The following is a 14954-nucleotide window of genomic DNA, read 5'->3' as shown; positions in this document are numbered from 1 at the left end:
GTTCGCCCCTTGAACCGGGCGGCCCGCCGATCCCTGACACCTCTCCCTTGTGACCTGCGTCACACATCACTCGTACGCGTCAGAAGACGTTCCGGACCAGCGGCTCCCCGTGGTCGACGGCGGCCCACCGCTCCGTCACGCGCTCCAGCTTGTCGGGGTTGGCCTGGCTGCGGACCGCGGCGATGCCGTCCTCGGTGACCTCCAGGCACATCACGCCGATCACCCGGCCGTCGAGGACCGCCACGACGGCCGGATCACCGTTCGCGGTCGCCGCGTACAGCTCGGGCGACCCGCCCGCCACGGCCCGCTTGCCGGGGCCCGGCGTGAACAGGCCGCGCAGGAACGCGGCCACCGCCTTCACGCCCTCGAACGCCTTGGCCCGCGCCGGCACCTTCCCGCCGCCGTCGCCGACCGCGACCGCGTCCCGCGTGAGCAGCGCGACCAGCGGCTCGGTCCGTCCGCTGGTGGCGGCCGCGAGGAACTCCTCGACGACCCGCCGGGCCTGCGCCTCGTCGACCTCCCGGCGCGCCCTGCCCTGCGCCAGGTGCTTCCTGGCCCGGTGCAGGATCTGCTGGCTGGCTGCCTCGCTGACGTCGAGGATCCCGGCGATCTCCCGGTGCGGGCAGCCGAACGCCTCCCGCAGCACGTACACCGCCCGCTCGTCCGGGGACAGCCGCTCCAGCAGCACGAGCATCGCGAACGACACCGACTCCCGCTGCTCGGCGGTGTCGGCGGGCCCCAGCATGGGGTCGCCGGCGACCAGCGGCTCGGGGAGCCACTGCCCCACGTACGTCTCGCGCCGGGCACGGGCCGAGGTGAGCTGGCTGAGGCAGAGGTTGGTGAGCACCTTCGTCAGCCAGGCCTCGGGCACCCGGATCCGCTCGGTGTCCGCGGCCTGCCAGCGCAGATACGTCTCCTGCACGGCGTCCTCCGCCTCGCTCGCGGAACCGAGCAGACGGTAGGCGATGGCCTCCAGCCGGGGCTTGACGGCCAGGAACCGGTTCACGTCGCTCGTGCGCGCAGCCATGCCGCGATCCTAGGCCCGCCTCCGGAGCACGCGCCCGCGGTCAGCCCTTCTCCGCGAGGGTGTGGGCGACGAGGGCGTTGGCGTGGCCGTGGCCCAGGCCGTGCTCGGTCTTGAGCCAGGCGACCAGCTCCATGTGGCGGGTCAGCGGCGAGGAGCGGATGAGCTCCTTCCACTCGGCCACGGGGCGGCCGTACTTCTTCTCGATCGACGGGAAATAGCTGGCCGGGCCTTTCACCTGCGCGCTCATGACGACCGGTCCTTCCTCCGCTCGCGGACACCTGTGCCCATGAAGACCGGAGGGAGGACCGGAACCGAGCGGCAGCCGGACGTGATCTGGATCACCTTCAGCCGGTGAGCCCGATCGTCGCGCAGTCCTCCGCGTGGGCCGGGGTGCAGATGTCCCGGACCGTGTAGACGCCGTCCGCGATCACCGTGTCCTCGATGTTCTCCCGGGTGAGGGCGACCACCGGCACCAGCATGGCCGGGATGCCCTTCCGCGACCGGCTGTCGACCTCGTCCCGGGCGAGGGCGTCGAACTGGATCGCCCGGTCCTGCACCTTGGCCACCGCCATGTCCGCGGCCCCGGTCGCCTCCAGCAGGAACGACTTGTACACGGTCATGTACTGGGTGCCCGCCACGATCCGCCGCACCGCCTCCAGGTCCGCGTCCTGCCCGGTCACCGGCGGCAGTTCGGTGACGCCCGCGTCCTGGAGCTCCTCGATGACGGCGCCGGCCATGCCGTCGTTCGCGGAGTAGACGGCGGCGATGTTCCCGGCGCCGACCTCCTCGATCGCCTTGCGCATGTTCTCCGCCGCGACCTCGGGCAGCCACTTCCTGGTGTCGTACGACACGGCGATGTCCACCGCGCCGTCCAGCTCGTCCAGCGCGCCCTTCTTGAACAGCGCCGTGTTCGGGTCGGCGGGCTCGCCGTTCATCATGACGACCTTGCTGTTCTCGGCGTTCTCGCCGAGCGCGTCGACCAGGGCGCGGCCCTGCACCTGGCCGACGAGTTCGTTGTCGTGCGAGACGTACGCGTCGATCGGGCCCTCGGCGAGCCGGTCGTAGGCGATCACGGGTATGCCCGCCCGCTTGGCCCGGCGCACGTCCGGCGCGATCGCCCGCGCGTCCACCGCGTTCACGAGGATCACGTCGACGTCCCGGTCGATCATCTGCCGGAACTGCTCGCTCTGCTTCTCCTTGCTGCCCTCGGCGTTGGCGTACACGACCTCGCCGCGCCGGTCGGTCTGCGAGGCGATCCGCTCCTTGATGAGCGGGTGGTCGAACTTCTCGAACCGCGCCGTGTCCCGGTCGGGCAGCAGCAGGCCCACGGTGATGTCCTGGTCGGCGCGCGCGTCCGAGGGGGCGTCGCCGCCCGGTTCCAGCACACCGCAGGCGGTGAGGGAGAGGGCCGACAGCGAGGCGGTCAGCAGCAGGGCGCAACGGCGTGCGGCGGCAGCGGTGGCACGGAGCTTCACGGTGGGGACGCCTTCCAGGCGGACGTGCGGCACGGGGGGGTGGAGCTGGACGGCCGACGCGGCACTCCGTACGGCTACGGCGTCGGGGCCGGCGTCCGGCCGGGTCCGGAACGCCGCTCAGCAGTCTGTCCGCCGCACGGTGGCGGGGGACGCGTGATCACGACCTCCTCCCCCGGCACACCGAGAATGTGCGCAGGAACGGCACACCGGCTGCACACAGCGGGCCGCGGGCCTGGTTCGCGTGCCCGGCTTCCTGCCCGGACCGGACCGGCCCCCTGCGCGCAAACCCGGTACGGCACCTCGGGAAGACCGCGGACGGACCACTGCTCCACGTGCCGCCGGCACCTGGACGGCGCCCTGGCCCACCCGGGTCGCGGCGCCTGTGCCCCCGGCATCACCTCCGGCGTGGCGGGCGGCCACCGCGTCCCCCGCGTCCCCGGACCGGCGGTGACGGCGGCAACGGGAACGACGACGCGGGCCGCGACGGCGGCGCGGACCGGGCCGGCCGCCCCGCCGCCCGGCCGACGCCCGGCGCCCCGCACCCCGCGCCGACGAGCCGCGCGATTCCCGCCCGTGCCCGCCCGTGCCCGCCGGTGATCCGCCTCGGCCGGCCGCGCGCCCCGACCGGCGGACCCCGCAGGGGCTGCGGGACAATCGCGCCATGAGCGTCGTCAAGATCAACGTACTCACGGTTCCCGAGGACCAGCGCGAGACCCTGGAGCAGCGGTTCGCCGCGCGGGCCGGGGCGGTGGAGAGCTCGGACGGCTTCGAGTGGTTCGAGCTGCTGCGCCCGGTGGAGGGCACCGACACCTACCTCGTCTACACGCGCTGGCGCAGCGAGGAGGACTTCCAGCGCTGGGCGGAGGGGCTCGGCCGGGCCGCCCACGCCGGCGCGCAGGGCGACAAGCCGCGTCCCGCGGCCACCGGCGCCACCCTGTGGTCCTTCGAGGTGGTCCAGCAGGCGGCGCCCCGCCAGGACTGACCGGCCGGGGTCACCGCAGCACGTCCAGCACCCGCCGCGCCGCCTCCGCCACCAGCTCGTCGCTGGGGGACGCGGCGCGGTCGGGGCGCTCCGTCAGCACCGCCAGCACCAGCGGCGAGCGGCCCGCGCCGGGCCACAGCACGGCCACGTCGTTGGCGCGCCCCCACTCGCCGCCGCCCGTCTTGTCGCCCACCCTCCAGCCGCGCGGCGCGCCCGCCCGGACGCGCCGGTCGCCGGTGGTGTTGCGCACCAGCCAGTCGGTGAGCAGCGCGCGCCCGGCGGCGGGGAGGGCGTCGCCGAGCACCAGGGCGCGGTAGTCGCCGGCGATCGCGCGGGGCGTGGTGGTGTCGCGCGGGTCGCCGGGCGGGTTGCTGTTCAGCTCGGGCTCGGTGTGGTCCAGCCGGGTCACCCGGTCACCGAGCCGGCGCGCGTACGCGGTGAGGCCGCGCGGGCCGCCGATGTCCCGCAGCATCAGGTTGGCCGCCGTGTTGTCGCTGTACCGGACGGCCGCGTCGCACAGCTCGCGCAGGGTCATGCCCTTCCCCGTGCGCTTCTCGGTGACCGGCGAGTACGGCACGAGGTCGGCCGTGCCGTAGGGGATCCGTTCGTCGAGGCGGGCGCCGGGGCGGCGGTCCAGGACCGCGGCGGCGGCGAGGGTCTTGAAGGCGGAGCAGAACGCGAAGCGCTCGTCGGCCCGGTGGACCACGGTGGCGCCGGTGCCGGTGTCGACGGCGAAGACGCCGAGACGGGCCCCGTACTCGCGTTCCAGGGCGGCGAGGTTCCGGGGGCGGACCGGGGACGGGCCGCGGCGGTCCTGGGTGGCGGGGCCGCCGCGTGCGGGGGCGCGGTCCGGGGCGGCGTCGGTGGCGCAGCCCGCCACGGGGACGAGGGCCGCGGTCAGCAGCAGTGCGCGGCGGGAGGGGCGTGCGGTCATGACGGGGCGTCCTTTCAGGCGCGGGGTGCGGCTCAGGAGCGGGGCGCGGCGGACAGCAGGGCGTGCAGCACGGGTCCGGCCGAGCCGCCGCCGGTGACGCCCTCCTCGACGACGCAGGCCACGGCGACGCCGTCGCGGTGGGCGACCATCCAGCCGTTGTTCTCCTGGTCGTCGGAGACCTCGGCGGTGCCGGTCTTGCCGCCGGCCTCTCCGGCGAGCGGGGCCAGGGCCTGCGCGGTGCCCTCGGTGACGGTGGCGCGCAGCAGCGTGCGGAGCTGGGTCACGACGCGGGGCGGCAGCGGCTCGGTCTCGGTGGTGTCCTCGGTGCCGGCGACCAGGGCGGGCTGGTGGAAGCGGCCGGAGACGGCCGTCGCGGTGACCGACGCCATGATCAGCGGGTTGGCCTGCACCCGTCCCTGGCCGATCATCGACGCGGCCTTCTCCGTCGCGTCCCGCGGCTCCGGCACGGACCCGTCGTAGGAGGGGACGCCGACGTGCCAGGTCTGGCCGACCCCGAAGTACGTCCTCGCCACGTCCCCGAGTTCGCCGTCGCCGAGTCTGTCGCGCAGGCCGATGAAGGCGGTGTTGCAGGACTCGGTGAACGCCTTGCGGAAGGTGGCGCCCGGGTGGGCGGAGGTCTCGACGTTCTGGAACCGCTTGCCGACGGTGAGGTAGCGGGGGCAGTCCACGACGTCGTCCGGGGCGACCGCGCCCTTCAGCAGCAGGGCGCTGCTGGTGACGATCTTCCAGGTGGAACCGGGGGCGTAGGTGCCGGAGACGGCGCGGTTGAAGCCGTCGGCCGGGGAGTTGGCCACGGCGAGGATCTCCCCGTCGTCGACGCGCAGGGCGACCAGCGCCGCGTTCTTGCCGCCGGCCTTCTCCAGGGCCTGCTCGGCGGCCGCCTGCCAGCGGGCGTCGAGGGTGGTGCGCACGGGTCCCTCGTCCTCGCGGGTCCCGGCGCCGAAGGCCGCCTCGGTGCGGCGGACGTCTCCGGTGACGCGGTCCACGAGCAGCACCGCCCCGCGCGGCCCGCCGCCCGTGCCGCGGGCCAGCCGGGCGAGGACCGGGCCGAGGGAGGGGTGGGCGGCGGCCGACAGGGTGCGGCCGTCACGGTCGTCGGCCCGGACCGGTTCGGTCTCCTCCCGCTCCAGGCGGAACTTCTCCGTCCCGCTGAGCCGCGGGTGCACCAGCGACAGCCGCCAGTCCACCGTCCACTCGCCGCCGCGCTTCCGCAGCGGCAGCTCGGCGGTGTACGCCCAGGTGCCGAGTCCCGCGACGGGCATCCGCGCGGTGTACGGCACGGTGACGGCGCGTCCGCCGGACTCCTCGTCCTCCTCGGGCCTCCCGGCCTTCAGCACCGGTTTGTCGATGTCGAGCCCGGCGGTGAAGCTGCGCAGCACCTCCTCCGCGCGGTCGGGTCTGGTGGTGCGGGCGGCGGCGTCCGGGAGGCGTCCGGCGGCCCAGTCGGCGAGGAACGCGCGGGCCTCGGCCGCCGCCTCCGGGTCGGGTCCGGTCTCGCCCGCGAACGGGCCGAGCCCGGCGCCCCAGGCGCCGCCCACGGCGACCGCGGCGACCGCCGTGACGGCGGTGAGCGCCCTGACCGCGATGCGGGGACGCCGACGGGGACCGGAACGGGGAAGGTCGGGATACGTGTCCATGCCCCGACCACAGCAGCGGAGACGGCCGTCCGTCCAAGTCCGCTATCAATCATGGATCGATCAACACTCGATATGATGACTGGTCGTGGACCTGGTGCGGCACCTGGAGTGCTTCGTGGCTGTTGCAGAAGAGTCACACTTCGGCCGTGCCGCGGCCCGCCTGGGCATGGCCCAGCCCCCTCTGTCGCAGCGCGTCCAGCGGCTGGAACGGGAACTGGGGGTACGGCTGTTCGAGCGCACCAGCCGTCAGGTGCGCGTCACCGAGGCCGGCAAGCTGCTGCTGGCCGAGGCGCGGGAGGTCCTGTCCCGCACGGAGTCGTTCCTCGCCGCCGCACGCCGGGTGCGTGACGGCGAGACGGGACTGCTGCGCGCCGCCCTCCCCCCGGACCTGTCGGGCGAGACCGTGGCCGTCCTGCTCGCGGACTTCGGCGAGCGTCACGCCGGTCTGGAGCTGGAGCTGCACGAACTGTCCACCGCGCAGCAGCTCGAGCGGCTCGCGGCGCACGACCTGGACGTGGGGGTCGTCCACCACCCGTGCGACGTGACGGGTCTGGAGCTGGGCCCGGTGCTGCGCCGGGAGCTCGGCGTCCTGCTGCCTGCCGGGGACCAGGCGGCCGCCCCCGGCGAGGTGCCGCTGCCCGCGCTGTCCGGCCGGGACCTGATCCTCTTCCCCCGCACGGCGGCCCCCGCCCTGTACGACGAGCTGCTGACCACCTGCGCCCGCGGCGGCTTCACCCCCGCCGCCGTACGCCACGGCCAGGGCGCCAGCTTCGTACGGGGGCTCGTGCTGTCCTCCGGGGCGGTCGCCCTGTGCCCGCGCGACGCCGCGCCGCCGGAGCCGGAGAACGGGCGGGCGGATGTCGTGTGGCGTCCGCTGACCGGCGGGGCGCCCGCGCTGCGCCACTCCGCGGCCTGGCCGAAGGGGCGCGGCGACGCCGCCGTGCGGGCCTTCGCCGAGGCGGCCACGCACGCCCTGCGCACCGCCGCCCGCGCGGTCCCCGATGTGCCGGCCCGTCCCCTGCATCTGCGACCCGCATCGGAGTACTGGCTGTGACGGACGCCGTCGCCCGCATCCACGCGGCCTTCGCCGACGCCGGGGTCACCGGCCGGCTGCACGCCCTCGACATCGACTCCGGCGAGGAACTGGACGCCGGCGCCGACCAGCCGGTGTGCACCGCCAGCGTCCACAAGCTGTGCCTGCTGGTCGCGCTGCACGAGCGGGCGGCGCGGGGCGCGCTGGACCTGGCCGAGCAGGTGGAGACCGTGCCGGGCGGGCGTACGGCGGGGCCGACGGGGGTGGCCGCGATGCTGGACGCGGCCCGGATGTCCCTGCGCGACCTCGCCTATCTGATGATGGCGGTCAGCGACAACGCGGCCGCCGACCTGCTGCTGCGCCGGGTGGGTCTGGACGCCGTCAACGCGACGACCGACCGGCTGGGCCTCACCCGGACGCGGGCCGTGCATTCCTTCGGCGAGATGCTCGCCACCGTGAGGGAGGACGCCGGGCCGGACGGGGCGCGGGCGCTGGCCGACCCGCGGGTGGTGAGCCGGCTGCGGGCGCTGGACCCGGACCGCACCAACCGCAGCACCCCACGGGACATGACCCGGCTGCTGCGCGCGGTGTGGCGGGACGAGGCGTGCACCCCGGAGCACGGCGCGGCCATGCGGCGGATCATGGGGCTCCAGGTGTGGCCGCACCGCCTGGCCTCGGGTTTCCCCTTCGACGACGTCCATGTCGCCGGAAAGACCGGCAGCCTGCCGACCCTGCGCAACGAGGTGGGCGTGGTCGAGTACCCCGACGGGGGCCGTTACGCGGTCGCCGTCTTCACCCGGACCGCGCACACGGCGGCCACGCTGCCGGCGGCCGACGCGGTGATCGGCACGGCGGCGCGGATCGCGGTGGACGCGCTGCGCGCGAAGGCGTTCCGCTCACGCTGAGCGTGGCGGAAAAACGCCCCGGGGAAAGGGCCGGAAAACGACGAAGAGCGGGTGCCCGCACGAAACGTGCGGGCACCCGCTCCTCAAAACCTGCGTGCAGGTCAGGGTCAGGCGGGAACGATGTTCTCCGCCTGCGGGCCCTTCTGGCCCTGGGTGACGTCGAAGGTCACCTTCTGGCCTTCCTGGAGCTCGCGGTAGCCCGAGGTGGCGATGTTCGAGTAGTGGGCGAACACGTCAGCGCCGCCGCCGTCCTGCTCGATGAAGCCGAAGCCCTTTTCCGAGTTGAACCACTTGACCGTACCGGTGGCCATATCTATCTCCTGAGACAGTGCCGGGAATCGCACTTTACGAATCCCTACATCGTCGCGATGATCACCCGCCCGGAGAACCGGTTCAAACTGGCAACCACAACTGCAACTGACGTCAGCCTAGCACGGAAAGCATTCTCGGCAAGCGAGGAAAATCACTGGAATAAACCCGGCCGGCGCGTTTAAAGAAAGGAATTTCTCGCGGGCGGAGCGGAAATCCTGTTCCGGCCGGGACAGATTTTCACCGGTGCCCGTGGGCCGTGTCGGCACCCTGCCGACGGAGCTCCTCGTTCGTTCGCTCGGCCCGCTCCAGCTGTTCCTCGAGGCTCACGATGCGGCACGCGGCGTCGACCGGGGTGCCCTGGTCGACCAGTTCGCGGGCGCGGGCGGCGAGCCGCAGCTGGTGGCGCGAGTAGCGGCGGTGGCCGCCGTCCGAGCGGGTGGGGGTGATCAGCCGCGCCTCGCCGAGGGCGCGGAGGAACGCGGGTGTGGCTCCGACCAGCTCGGCGGCCCTGCCCATGGTGTAGGCCGGGAAGTGGTCGTCGTCGAGCCGGTCGGCGACGGGGGGCCGGTCCTGGTCCGGCTGCCGGCCGTCGGCGTACGGCTGGCTTTCCGAGGGCATACGCACCTTTCCGCGGACCACAGGCGTCACGGTCCGCCACGGGGACGGGTTCCCCACCGCCAAACTCTAGTCGCCTCGGCGGAAAATCTGGTCCGGCGCGTGCAGATGTCCTCGACTACGCCTCGTCGCCCGCCGCGGACCCGTCCGCGGGCCTGACCCGGTGCGGCCCCATCTCCCCGAGCACCTGACCCAGTTCCTCCTCGCCGAGCGGGGTGCCGGGCAGCGGACGGGGCTCGCTCGCGGGGCCGCGCAGCCCTTCCAGGAACAGGGCGAGGGGGCGGCGCCAGGCGTCAGGGCCGGCGGCCACCGCCAGCGGCGGCACGGCACGGCCCAGGGCCGCCAGGGCGAAGAGGAGGTCCTCGGTGGTGACGTCGGCACGCACGCTGCCCTCCGCGCGGGCGCGTTCCAGCAGCACGCCGACGGTCTCCCGGTTGTGCGCGTGCACGGCGCCGAGCGTCTCGGCGTCCGGCAGACGGGTGGTCATCAGGTCGTTGGTGCCGCGATCGGCCGCGAGGGTGACGAACACGGCGTCGAGGTAGCCGGTCAGACCGGTCCAGGGGTCGGGTGCGCCGCGCGCGCGTTCACCCGCTTCCATGGTCTCCGTGAGCTGGTCGCGGAAGACGGCGTCCACGAGCGCGGCGCGGGTGGGGAAGTGCCGGTAGAGGGTCGCGTTGCCGACGCCGGCGCGCCGCGCGATCACGTCCAGCGGGGCCTCGAGACCCTGCTCGGCGAAGACGGCGTGCGCCGCCTCCACCAGCCGCTCCCGGTTCCGCCGCGCGTCCCGCCGCAGCCGGGGCGGGACGGACGCCGCGGCTTCCGGGCCGGTCGGCCCGGGGCCGGGGGCGGTGGGTTCTTCACCGACGGTCATGGGTCCCTCCGTACGGACCGGGGAGTGCTCCCCGGCCGGATGCTATCGTCCCGCCATTAAGTGGGGACCACTCCCCGTTTGCTGCTCGGCAGAGAGGACGCACCATGCGTGCCGACGCCCCGGACGGACCCGCGCCCCTGGAGTGGGCGCCGACGCCCTTCCCCTTCGGCCGGCTCGCGGCCCTGCGCGCCGAGGGGCCGGTGCACCGGGTGCACGTCCCCGGCAGCGGGGACGCCTGGCTGGTGGTGACCCACGACGCGGTGCGCGCCGCGCTCACCGACTCCCGGCTGCGCAACGACATCCGGCACTCGGCCGGCTGGGAGACCGACGGCGGGCACGCGGTCGGCCGCAACATGCTGCAGAGCGACCCGCCGCACCACACCCGGCTGCGGCGGCTGGTCGCGGGCCGCTTCACCCCGGGACGGGCCGCCGCGCTGCGTCCCCGCATCGAGGCCGTCGCCCGCGGTCTGCTGGACCGGCTGCCGCGCGCGGGCGCCGCCGACCTGGTGAGCACGTACGCGCTGCCGCTGCCGGTCACCGTGATCTGCGACCTGCTCGGCGTGCCCGCGGCCGACCGCGCGGACTTCCACACCTGGTCGAACGAACTGGTCGCGCCCACCGGCGCGGAGGCGGCCGCCGCCTCGGCCGCCGCGCTCACCGGTCACCTCAGCGGCCTGATCTCCCGGAAGGCCCGCACCCCCGACGGCTCCCTGCTCGCGGACCTGGCCGCCCCCGGCAGGCCGGGCGCGGAGGCCCCGCTGTCACCCGAGGAACTGCTCGGCATGGCGTTCCTGCTCCTGGTCGCCGGGCACGAGACGACCGTCAACCTGATCTCCGCGACCGTACTGAGCCTGCTCCAGCACCCCGATCAGCTCGCCCTGCTGCGCGCCGACCCGGAGCTGACCGGCGCGGCCGTGGAGGAGTCGCTGCGCCTGCACTCGCCCGCGCACGCGGGCGCGTTCCGGTTCGCGGCGGAGCCGCTGGACCTGGCCGGCACCCGCGTGGCCGCCGGGGACGCCGTCCTGGTCTCGCTGGCCGCCGCCTCCCGCGACCCGCTCGCCTTCCCCGACCCCGACCGCTTCGACCTCACCCGCCGCACCCGGGGACATCTGGGTTTCGGGCACGGCGTCCACCACTGCCTCGGCGCCCCGCTCGCCCGCGCGGAGGCCGCCGTCGCCCTGCGCCTGCTGCTGGAACGGCATCCCCGACTCGCCCTCGACGCCGCCCCGGAGTCCCTCACCTGGCGCGCCGGCACGCTGCTGCGAGGGCTCGCCGGGCTCCCGGTCCGCCTCGGCTGACACGGTCCGTTCCGGGGCCTCCCGGAGCCGGCCCGGACACGAGGGAAAGGGCCCCGATGCCCGAGGTCCCGCCGCCGGCGCCCACGGGTGACGCCCTGCTGAAGATCGCCCCCGCGCCGGGCGACCCGCACCGGACGCGGATCGTGGCGGCGCTCGTGGAGAACCGCACGTACGTCAGCGCGCCGGATCCCGGCCGCCGGTCCCGGCGGCCGGGGCGGTGGTGCCACGACCCGCCGCGGCCGGACGGTGACGTCGGCGCCGGCCGGGCACCGGAGGCGCGGGAGCCGGCCGACGGGACGACGGCGCAGAGGCCGGCGGCCCGGGAGACGGGAAGGCCGGGGCCGGGCCCCGAGCTGCACACGTGGGGACGCGACGGCCCGTCCCGGCCTTCCCTCTGGCCGCAGCCTGCTACGCGGCACGGGGCGCCGCCCCTCGGGGAAGCCGAACGGGGGACCGCACCAATCAGGACAGAACGGGAGCTTTATCACATTTCCTGGTCCATACTCGGAAACATGAACACGGCAACGCTTGTACAACTGGCCGCCAGTGACCACCAGTGGGCCGTGGCAGCGGCCTTCATCGGCGGCATCATCGTGGCAGGCGCCCTGGTCTGGGCCGTCCGTGCGGGAATGCGGTACATGGACCAGGAGTCGCCGCGCCCTCAGCCCGACGAGCAGCCCAGGCTGCCGGACGGCGGCGCGGTGCACGAGATGCGGGAGATGCGGGAGCCGGACGAGATACCGCTCACGCCCCGCAGCGGCTCCCGGCTCATGCCGTACGAGCTGCATCACGCCGGCACCAGGACGGGCAAGGACCAGCAACGCAAACGCTGGCTGCCGGGCTCCAGCGGAGCCTTCGGCAGCGGTGGGCCGGGGCACGTCTGACCTGACGGTCCGGACGTGACCCACGCCCCCACACGGACGCGGCCGCGCGGTGCGGCCGCGCAAGGGGGTGCCGCGCGGCCGGACGCCTCGCAGGCGCGGGTGCGGTCAGCGGGGCGGGACCGCGGGGGCCGGAGCGGGCCCCGGTGCGGGCGAGCCCACGGTGATCTGGATCTGCTCGCCCGAGGCGGTCACGCCGTTCGTCGTCGCCGTGGCCTGGAGCCGGTTCGCCCCGGCGGGCGGATCGCGGCCGGGCGCGCAGCTCCGGAGCCCGTCGGGCCCCGCCGTGTCCGTGCACACCTCGTTGCCGTCCTGGTCGGAGACCGTGACCTGCGCACCCGGGTACGCCGTGCCCGCGGCGGCCGGGCGGTGGCCCAGCGGCACCCCCGACCCGGGCCGGGACAGCACCGGCGACGGCAGCCCCGCCGTCACCTGGCACCCCCCGCTCGCCCGCGTGACGCCCTCCGCGTCCGCGAGCCTCAGCCCGCACCCGCCGAGCCTGGTCCCCGGCTCCGCGTCCGCGGACACCGCCGGCACGAAGGGGAAGGCCCCGGCCCGCCACGGCCGTTCCGCCGACGTGGCCGTGTACGCGGCGGTACGGCCGTCGGCGGCCACCTCGCCCCGGTAGCCGGCGGCGGTGAGCGGCACGCCGGTGACCTCGGCCCCGGCGGGGGCGGTGAGGGTGAGGGTGGAGCCGGCGCCGAGGGCCGAGCCGTCCAGCCCCGCGGCCTCGACGACGCCCTCCCGGCCGGGCGGGACGGTCACGGAGCCCCAGAGCACCCGCTCGCCCGGCGGCGGGGCGGACCCGTCGGCGGCGGACGCCGGTGCGGCGGGCAGCCACCCGGCCGCGAGGATCCCGGCCGCCGCCAGCACGGCGGCCGTTGTCTTGCTGGACCTGTTCATCGTGGGCGGGCTCCCTGCAGGGCGGACGTCGGACACACCTGCGGCCGGCTCTGACGGCCGCTCCCGTCCACCGCCCGCCCTGGACCCCCGGACGGGTGGCAGCCGCCGGTCACCGGTCGTGAGCGCCGTGGGGCCGGCGGCACCGCGCACGGTGCCGCCGGCCGTCACCCGCGTCCGCGGCGCACGGCCCCTCCCCCGAGGAGGGCGTCGCCCGCCGGCTTCCTCAGCGGGTCAGCCACGCCGTCGTGTCCGGGGCCAGGCGGCCGTCCTCCAGGGGGGCGCTGGTCAGGACGACCTCGCCCGCGGGGAGGGAGACCGGGTCGGGGGACAGGTTGGTCACGCAGCGCCAGCCGTCGCCGCGGTCGAACTGCAGGACCCCCTCCGGGGTGCCCTCCGCCCACGTCAGCGTCTCGCCGTCGATCAGCTTGCGCCGCAGCCGCAGGGCCGTGCGGTACAGCTCCAGGGTGGAACCCTCCGCCCCGTCCTGCGCCTCCACGGCGTACTCCGCGAAGGAGGCCGGCTGCGGCAGCCACGCGCCGCCCGCGCCGAAGCCGTACGACGGGCCGGTCGTGGTCCACGGCAGCGGGACGCGGCAGCCGTCGCGGCCCTTGCGGACGTGACCGGTCTGTTCCCAGATCGGGTCCTGGAGGACCTCCGTCGGCAGGTCGGCGACCTCGGGGAGCCCCAGTTCCTCGCCCTGGTAGACGTACGCCGAGCCGGGCAGCGCCAGCATCAGCAGGGTGGCGGCGCGGGCCCGGCGCAGACCGGCCTCCAGGTCGACGGCGGGGGCGTGGCCGCCGGACAGCAGCCAGGCGTTCTCGTCCGTGCCGGGCGGCAGCACCAGCCGGGAGGCGTGCCGGACCACGTCGTGGTTGGACAGCACCCAGGTCGCCGAGGCCCCGGCGGCCTGCGCGGTCGCCAGCGAGTCGGTGATCACCTGGCGCAGTTCGCCCGCGTCCCACGCGGCCTGGAGGTACTCGAAGTTGAAGGCCTGGCCCAGCTCGTCCGGGCGGGCGTACAGGGCGCGCCGGGCGCCGGGCACCCACGCCTCGGCCACGGCCGTACGGGGCGGGGTGTAGGTGTCGAAGATCTTCCGCCAGTCGCGGTAGATCTCGTGCACCTCGTCGCGGTCGTAGAACGGGTGCGTGCCGGGCGCGAAGTCGGCGAGGGCCGCCTCGCCGCCCGCCGCGTGGTCGCCGAGGTCGCGCAGCGGCTCCTCGAGGTCCTTGGTCAGGGCGTGCGCCACGTCGACGCGGAAACCGTCCACGCCCCGGTCGGACCAGAAGCGCAGGGTGGTGCGGAAGTCCTCGCGGACGTCCTGGTGGTCCCAGTTGAGGTCGGGCTGCTCGGCGGCGAACAGGTGCAGGTACCACTGTCCGTCCGGCACCCGCTGCCAGGCGCTGCCGCCGAACACGGACTGCCAGTCGGTGGGCGGCAGCTCGCCGTGCTCGCCCCGGCCGTCCCGGAAGACGTAGCGGTCGCGGGCCGGGGAGCCGGGCCCGGCGCGCAGCGCCTCCTGGAACCAGACGTGCTGGTGGGAGGTGTGGTTGGGGACGATGTCGACGATCACCTTGAGGCCGAGCCGGTGCGCCTCGCGGACCAGTTCGTCGAAGTCGTCGAGGGTGCCGAGCCGCGGGTCGACGTCGCGCGGGTCGGCGACGTCGTAGCCGCCGTCGGCCAGCTCGGACGGGTAGAACGGGCTGAGCCACAGGGCGTCGACGCCCAGGGCGGACAGGTGCGTGAGGCGCCGGGTGATGCCGCGCAGGTCACCGAGGCCGTCGCCGTCGGCGTCGGCGAAGCTGCGGGGGTAGATCTGGTAGACGACCGCCTGCCGCCACCAGTCGGGGTCGCGGGAGGAGAGGTCGGGCGTGGCGTCGGGGGCGGGGTGCGGCGGCCGGGGATCGGGCGCGGTCGGGCGGTCGGTCACGCGGGGTCTCCTCTGGGTGTGCGGGTACCGGCGGAGAAACTGACCAGAACACCGTAAAAGCGAACGCACCGGTAAGGGGGTGACATTCCCCCCGGGTGTGGCGGACCGCACGCCCGCCCGGCGCACACGGGTC

The 14954-nt window shown here is 75.2% G+C and carries 15 protein-coding genes; 5 read left to right on the top strand and 10 right to left on the bottom strand.

Annotated features, from left to right (window positions below; all coding sequences use genetic code 11):
- Window positions 1–79 precede the first annotated feature (79 nt).
- The 3 genes from ACIQ8B_RS04330 to ACIQ8B_RS04320 form a co-directional block, all read right to left on the bottom strand.
- Complete coding sequence (locus tag ACIQ8B_RS04330; protein ID WP_403545150.1) at window positions 80–1027, bottom strand: RNA polymerase sigma-70 factor; 948 nt, start codon at window positions 1025–1027, stop codon at window positions 80–82.
- Between the two features lie 40 nt (window positions 1028–1067).
- Entirely contained in the window at window positions 1068–1274 is a 207-nt protein-coding gene (locus ACIQ8B_RS04325; protein WP_006134592.1) for a DUF4287 domain-containing protein, read from the bottom strand.
- Window positions 1275–1371: 97 nt separating this feature from the next.
- A complete protein-coding gene (locus tag ACIQ8B_RS04320; RefSeq protein ID WP_403545147.1) occupies window positions 1372–2502 on the bottom strand; it encodes a sugar ABC transporter substrate-binding protein in 1131 nt (376 codons plus the stop codon).
- 661 nt (window positions 2503–3163) lie between these two features.
- Here ACIQ8B_RS04320 and ACIQ8B_RS04315 point away from each other — a divergent pair.
- Window positions 3164–3484, top strand: a complete 321-nt coding sequence (locus tag ACIQ8B_RS04315) for an antibiotic biosynthesis monooxygenase (RefSeq protein ID WP_290002695.1) — start codon at window positions 3164–3166, stop codon at window positions 3482–3484.
- A gap of 10 nt (window positions 3485–3494) precedes the next feature.
- Here the strand turns inward: ACIQ8B_RS04315 and bla are convergent, their stop codons facing one another.
- Both bla and ACIQ8B_RS04305 read right to left on the bottom strand, forming a co-directional pair.
- Window positions 3495–4418, bottom strand: coding sequence for a class A beta-lactamase (bla, locus tag ACIQ8B_RS04310; RefSeq protein ID WP_403545145.1), 924 nt, complete (start codon window positions 4416–4418; stop codon window positions 3495–3497).
- Between the two features lie 32 nt (window positions 4419–4450).
- Window positions 4451–6076: a penicillin-binding transpeptidase domain-containing protein gene (locus tag ACIQ8B_RS04305; protein WP_403545143.1), complete on the bottom strand. Its 1626-nt coding sequence runs from the start codon at window positions 6074–6076 to the stop codon at window positions 4451–4453.
- Window positions 6077–6161: 85 nt separating this feature from the next.
- Here ACIQ8B_RS04305 and ACIQ8B_RS04300 point away from each other — a divergent pair, with 85 nt between their 5' ends.
- On the top strand, window positions 6162–7130 hold the full coding sequence (locus ACIQ8B_RS04300; protein ID WP_403545141.1) for a LysR family transcriptional regulator: 969 nt from the start codon (window positions 6162–6164) through the stop codon (window positions 7128–7130).
- The gene (locus ACIQ8B_RS04295; RefSeq protein ID WP_403545139.1) at window positions 7127–8014 is read left to right on the top strand and encodes a serine hydrolase; all 888 of its coding nucleotides are present in this window, start codon (window positions 7127–7129) and stop codon (window positions 8012–8014) included. The genes ACIQ8B_RS04300 and ACIQ8B_RS04295 overlap by 4 nt, the downstream gene beginning before the upstream one ends.
- Before the next feature lie 107 nt (window positions 8015–8121).
- Here ACIQ8B_RS04295 and ACIQ8B_RS04290 read toward each other — a convergent pair whose 3' ends face one another.
- From ACIQ8B_RS04290 to ACIQ8B_RS04280, 3 genes are all read right to left on the bottom strand, one after another.
- Window positions 8122–8325: a cold-shock protein gene (locus tag ACIQ8B_RS04290; RefSeq protein WP_006134583.1), complete on the bottom strand. Its 204-nt coding sequence runs from the start codon at window positions 8323–8325 to the stop codon at window positions 8122–8124.
- Window positions 8326–8563: 238 nt separating this feature from the next.
- Window positions 8564–8944, bottom strand: a complete 381-nt coding sequence (locus tag ACIQ8B_RS04285; protein ID WP_403545136.1) for a MerR family transcriptional regulator — start codon at window positions 8942–8944, stop codon at window positions 8564–8566.
- A 115-nt stretch (window positions 8945–9059) separates the two neighbouring features.
- A complete protein-coding gene (locus ACIQ8B_RS04280) occupies window positions 9060–9812 on the bottom strand; it encodes a TetR/AcrR family transcriptional regulator (protein WP_403545134.1) in 753 nt (250 codons plus the stop codon).
- A gap of 104 nt (window positions 9813–9916) precedes the next feature.
- Here ACIQ8B_RS04280 and ACIQ8B_RS04275 point away from each other — a divergent pair, with 104 nt between their 5' ends.
- Both ACIQ8B_RS04275 and ACIQ8B_RS04270 read left to right on the top strand, forming a co-directional pair.
- Complete coding sequence (locus ACIQ8B_RS04275; protein WP_403545132.1) at window positions 9917–11110, top strand: cytochrome P450; 1194 nt, start codon at window positions 9917–9919, stop codon at window positions 11108–11110.
- Window positions 11111–11622: 512 nt separating this feature from the next.
- Complete coding sequence (locus ACIQ8B_RS04270; RefSeq protein ID WP_290002666.1) at window positions 11623–11994, top strand: DUF6479 family protein; 372 nt, start codon at window positions 11623–11625, stop codon at window positions 11992–11994.
- A gap of 105 nt (window positions 11995–12099) precedes the next feature.
- Here the strand turns inward: ACIQ8B_RS04270 and ACIQ8B_RS04265 are convergent, their stop codons facing one another.
- Window positions 12100–12894, bottom strand: a complete 795-nt coding sequence (locus ACIQ8B_RS04265; RefSeq protein ID WP_403545129.1) for a carboxypeptidase regulatory-like domain-containing protein — start codon at window positions 12892–12894, stop codon at window positions 12100–12102.
- A gap of 223 nt (window positions 12895–13117) precedes the next feature.
- On the bottom strand, window positions 13118–14821 hold the full coding sequence (locus tag ACIQ8B_RS04260) for a glycoside hydrolase family 13 protein (protein WP_290002660.1): 1704 nt from the start codon (window positions 14819–14821) through the stop codon (window positions 13118–13120).
- Window positions 14822–14954 lie beyond the last annotated feature (133 nt).

It is taken from the genome of Streptomyces sp. NPDC096105 (assembly GCF_044763335.1).
Classification (GTDB): Bacteria; Actinomycetota; Actinomycetes; order Streptomycetales; family Streptomycetaceae; genus Streptomyces.
The sequence above is the reverse complement of the archived record's forward strand: the minus strand, read 5'-3'. Positions and strand labels throughout refer to the sequence as shown.

Coding starts and splice junctions, on each gene's coding strand:
- ACIQ8B_RS04270 (WP_290002666.1), top strand. CDS start 11,623: ATGAACACGGCAACGCTTGTACAACTGGCCGCCAGTGACCACCAGTGG.
- ACIQ8B_RS04290 (WP_006134583.1), bottom strand. CDS start 8,325: ATGGCCACCGGTACGGTCAAGTGGTTCAACTCGGAAAAGGGCTTCGGC.
- bla (WP_403545145.1), bottom strand. CDS start 4,418: ATGACCGCACGCCCCTCCCGCCGCGCACTGCTGCTGACCGCGGCCCTC.
- ACIQ8B_RS04325 (WP_006134592.1), bottom strand. CDS start 1,274: ATGAGCGCGCAGGTGAAAGGCCCGGCCAGCTATTTCCCGTCGATCGAG.
- ACIQ8B_RS04305 (WP_403545143.1), bottom strand. CDS start 6,076: ATGGACACGTATCCCGACCTTCCCCGTTCCGGTCCCCGTCGGCGTCCC.
- ACIQ8B_RS04330 (WP_403545150.1), bottom strand. CDS start 1,027: ATGGCTGCGCGCACGAGCGACGTGAACCGGTTCCTGGCCGTCAAGCCC.
- ACIQ8B_RS04265 (WP_403545129.1), bottom strand. CDS start 12,894: ATGAACAGGTCCAGCAAGACAACGGCCGCCGTGCTGGCGGCGGCCGGG.
- ACIQ8B_RS04315 (WP_290002695.1), top strand. CDS start 3,164: ATGAGCGTCGTCAAGATCAACGTACTCACGGTTCCCGAGGACCAGCGC.
- ACIQ8B_RS04275 (WP_403545132.1), top strand. CDS start 9,917: ATGCGTGCCGACGCCCCGGACGGACCCGCGCCCCTGGAGTGGGCGCCG.
- ACIQ8B_RS04280 (WP_403545134.1), bottom strand. CDS start 9,812: ATGACCGTCGGTGAAGAACCCACCGCCCCCGGCCCCGGGCCGACCGGC.
- ACIQ8B_RS04285 (WP_403545136.1), bottom strand. CDS start 8,944: ATGCCCTCGGAAAGCCAGCCGTACGCCGACGGCCGGCAGCCGGACCAG.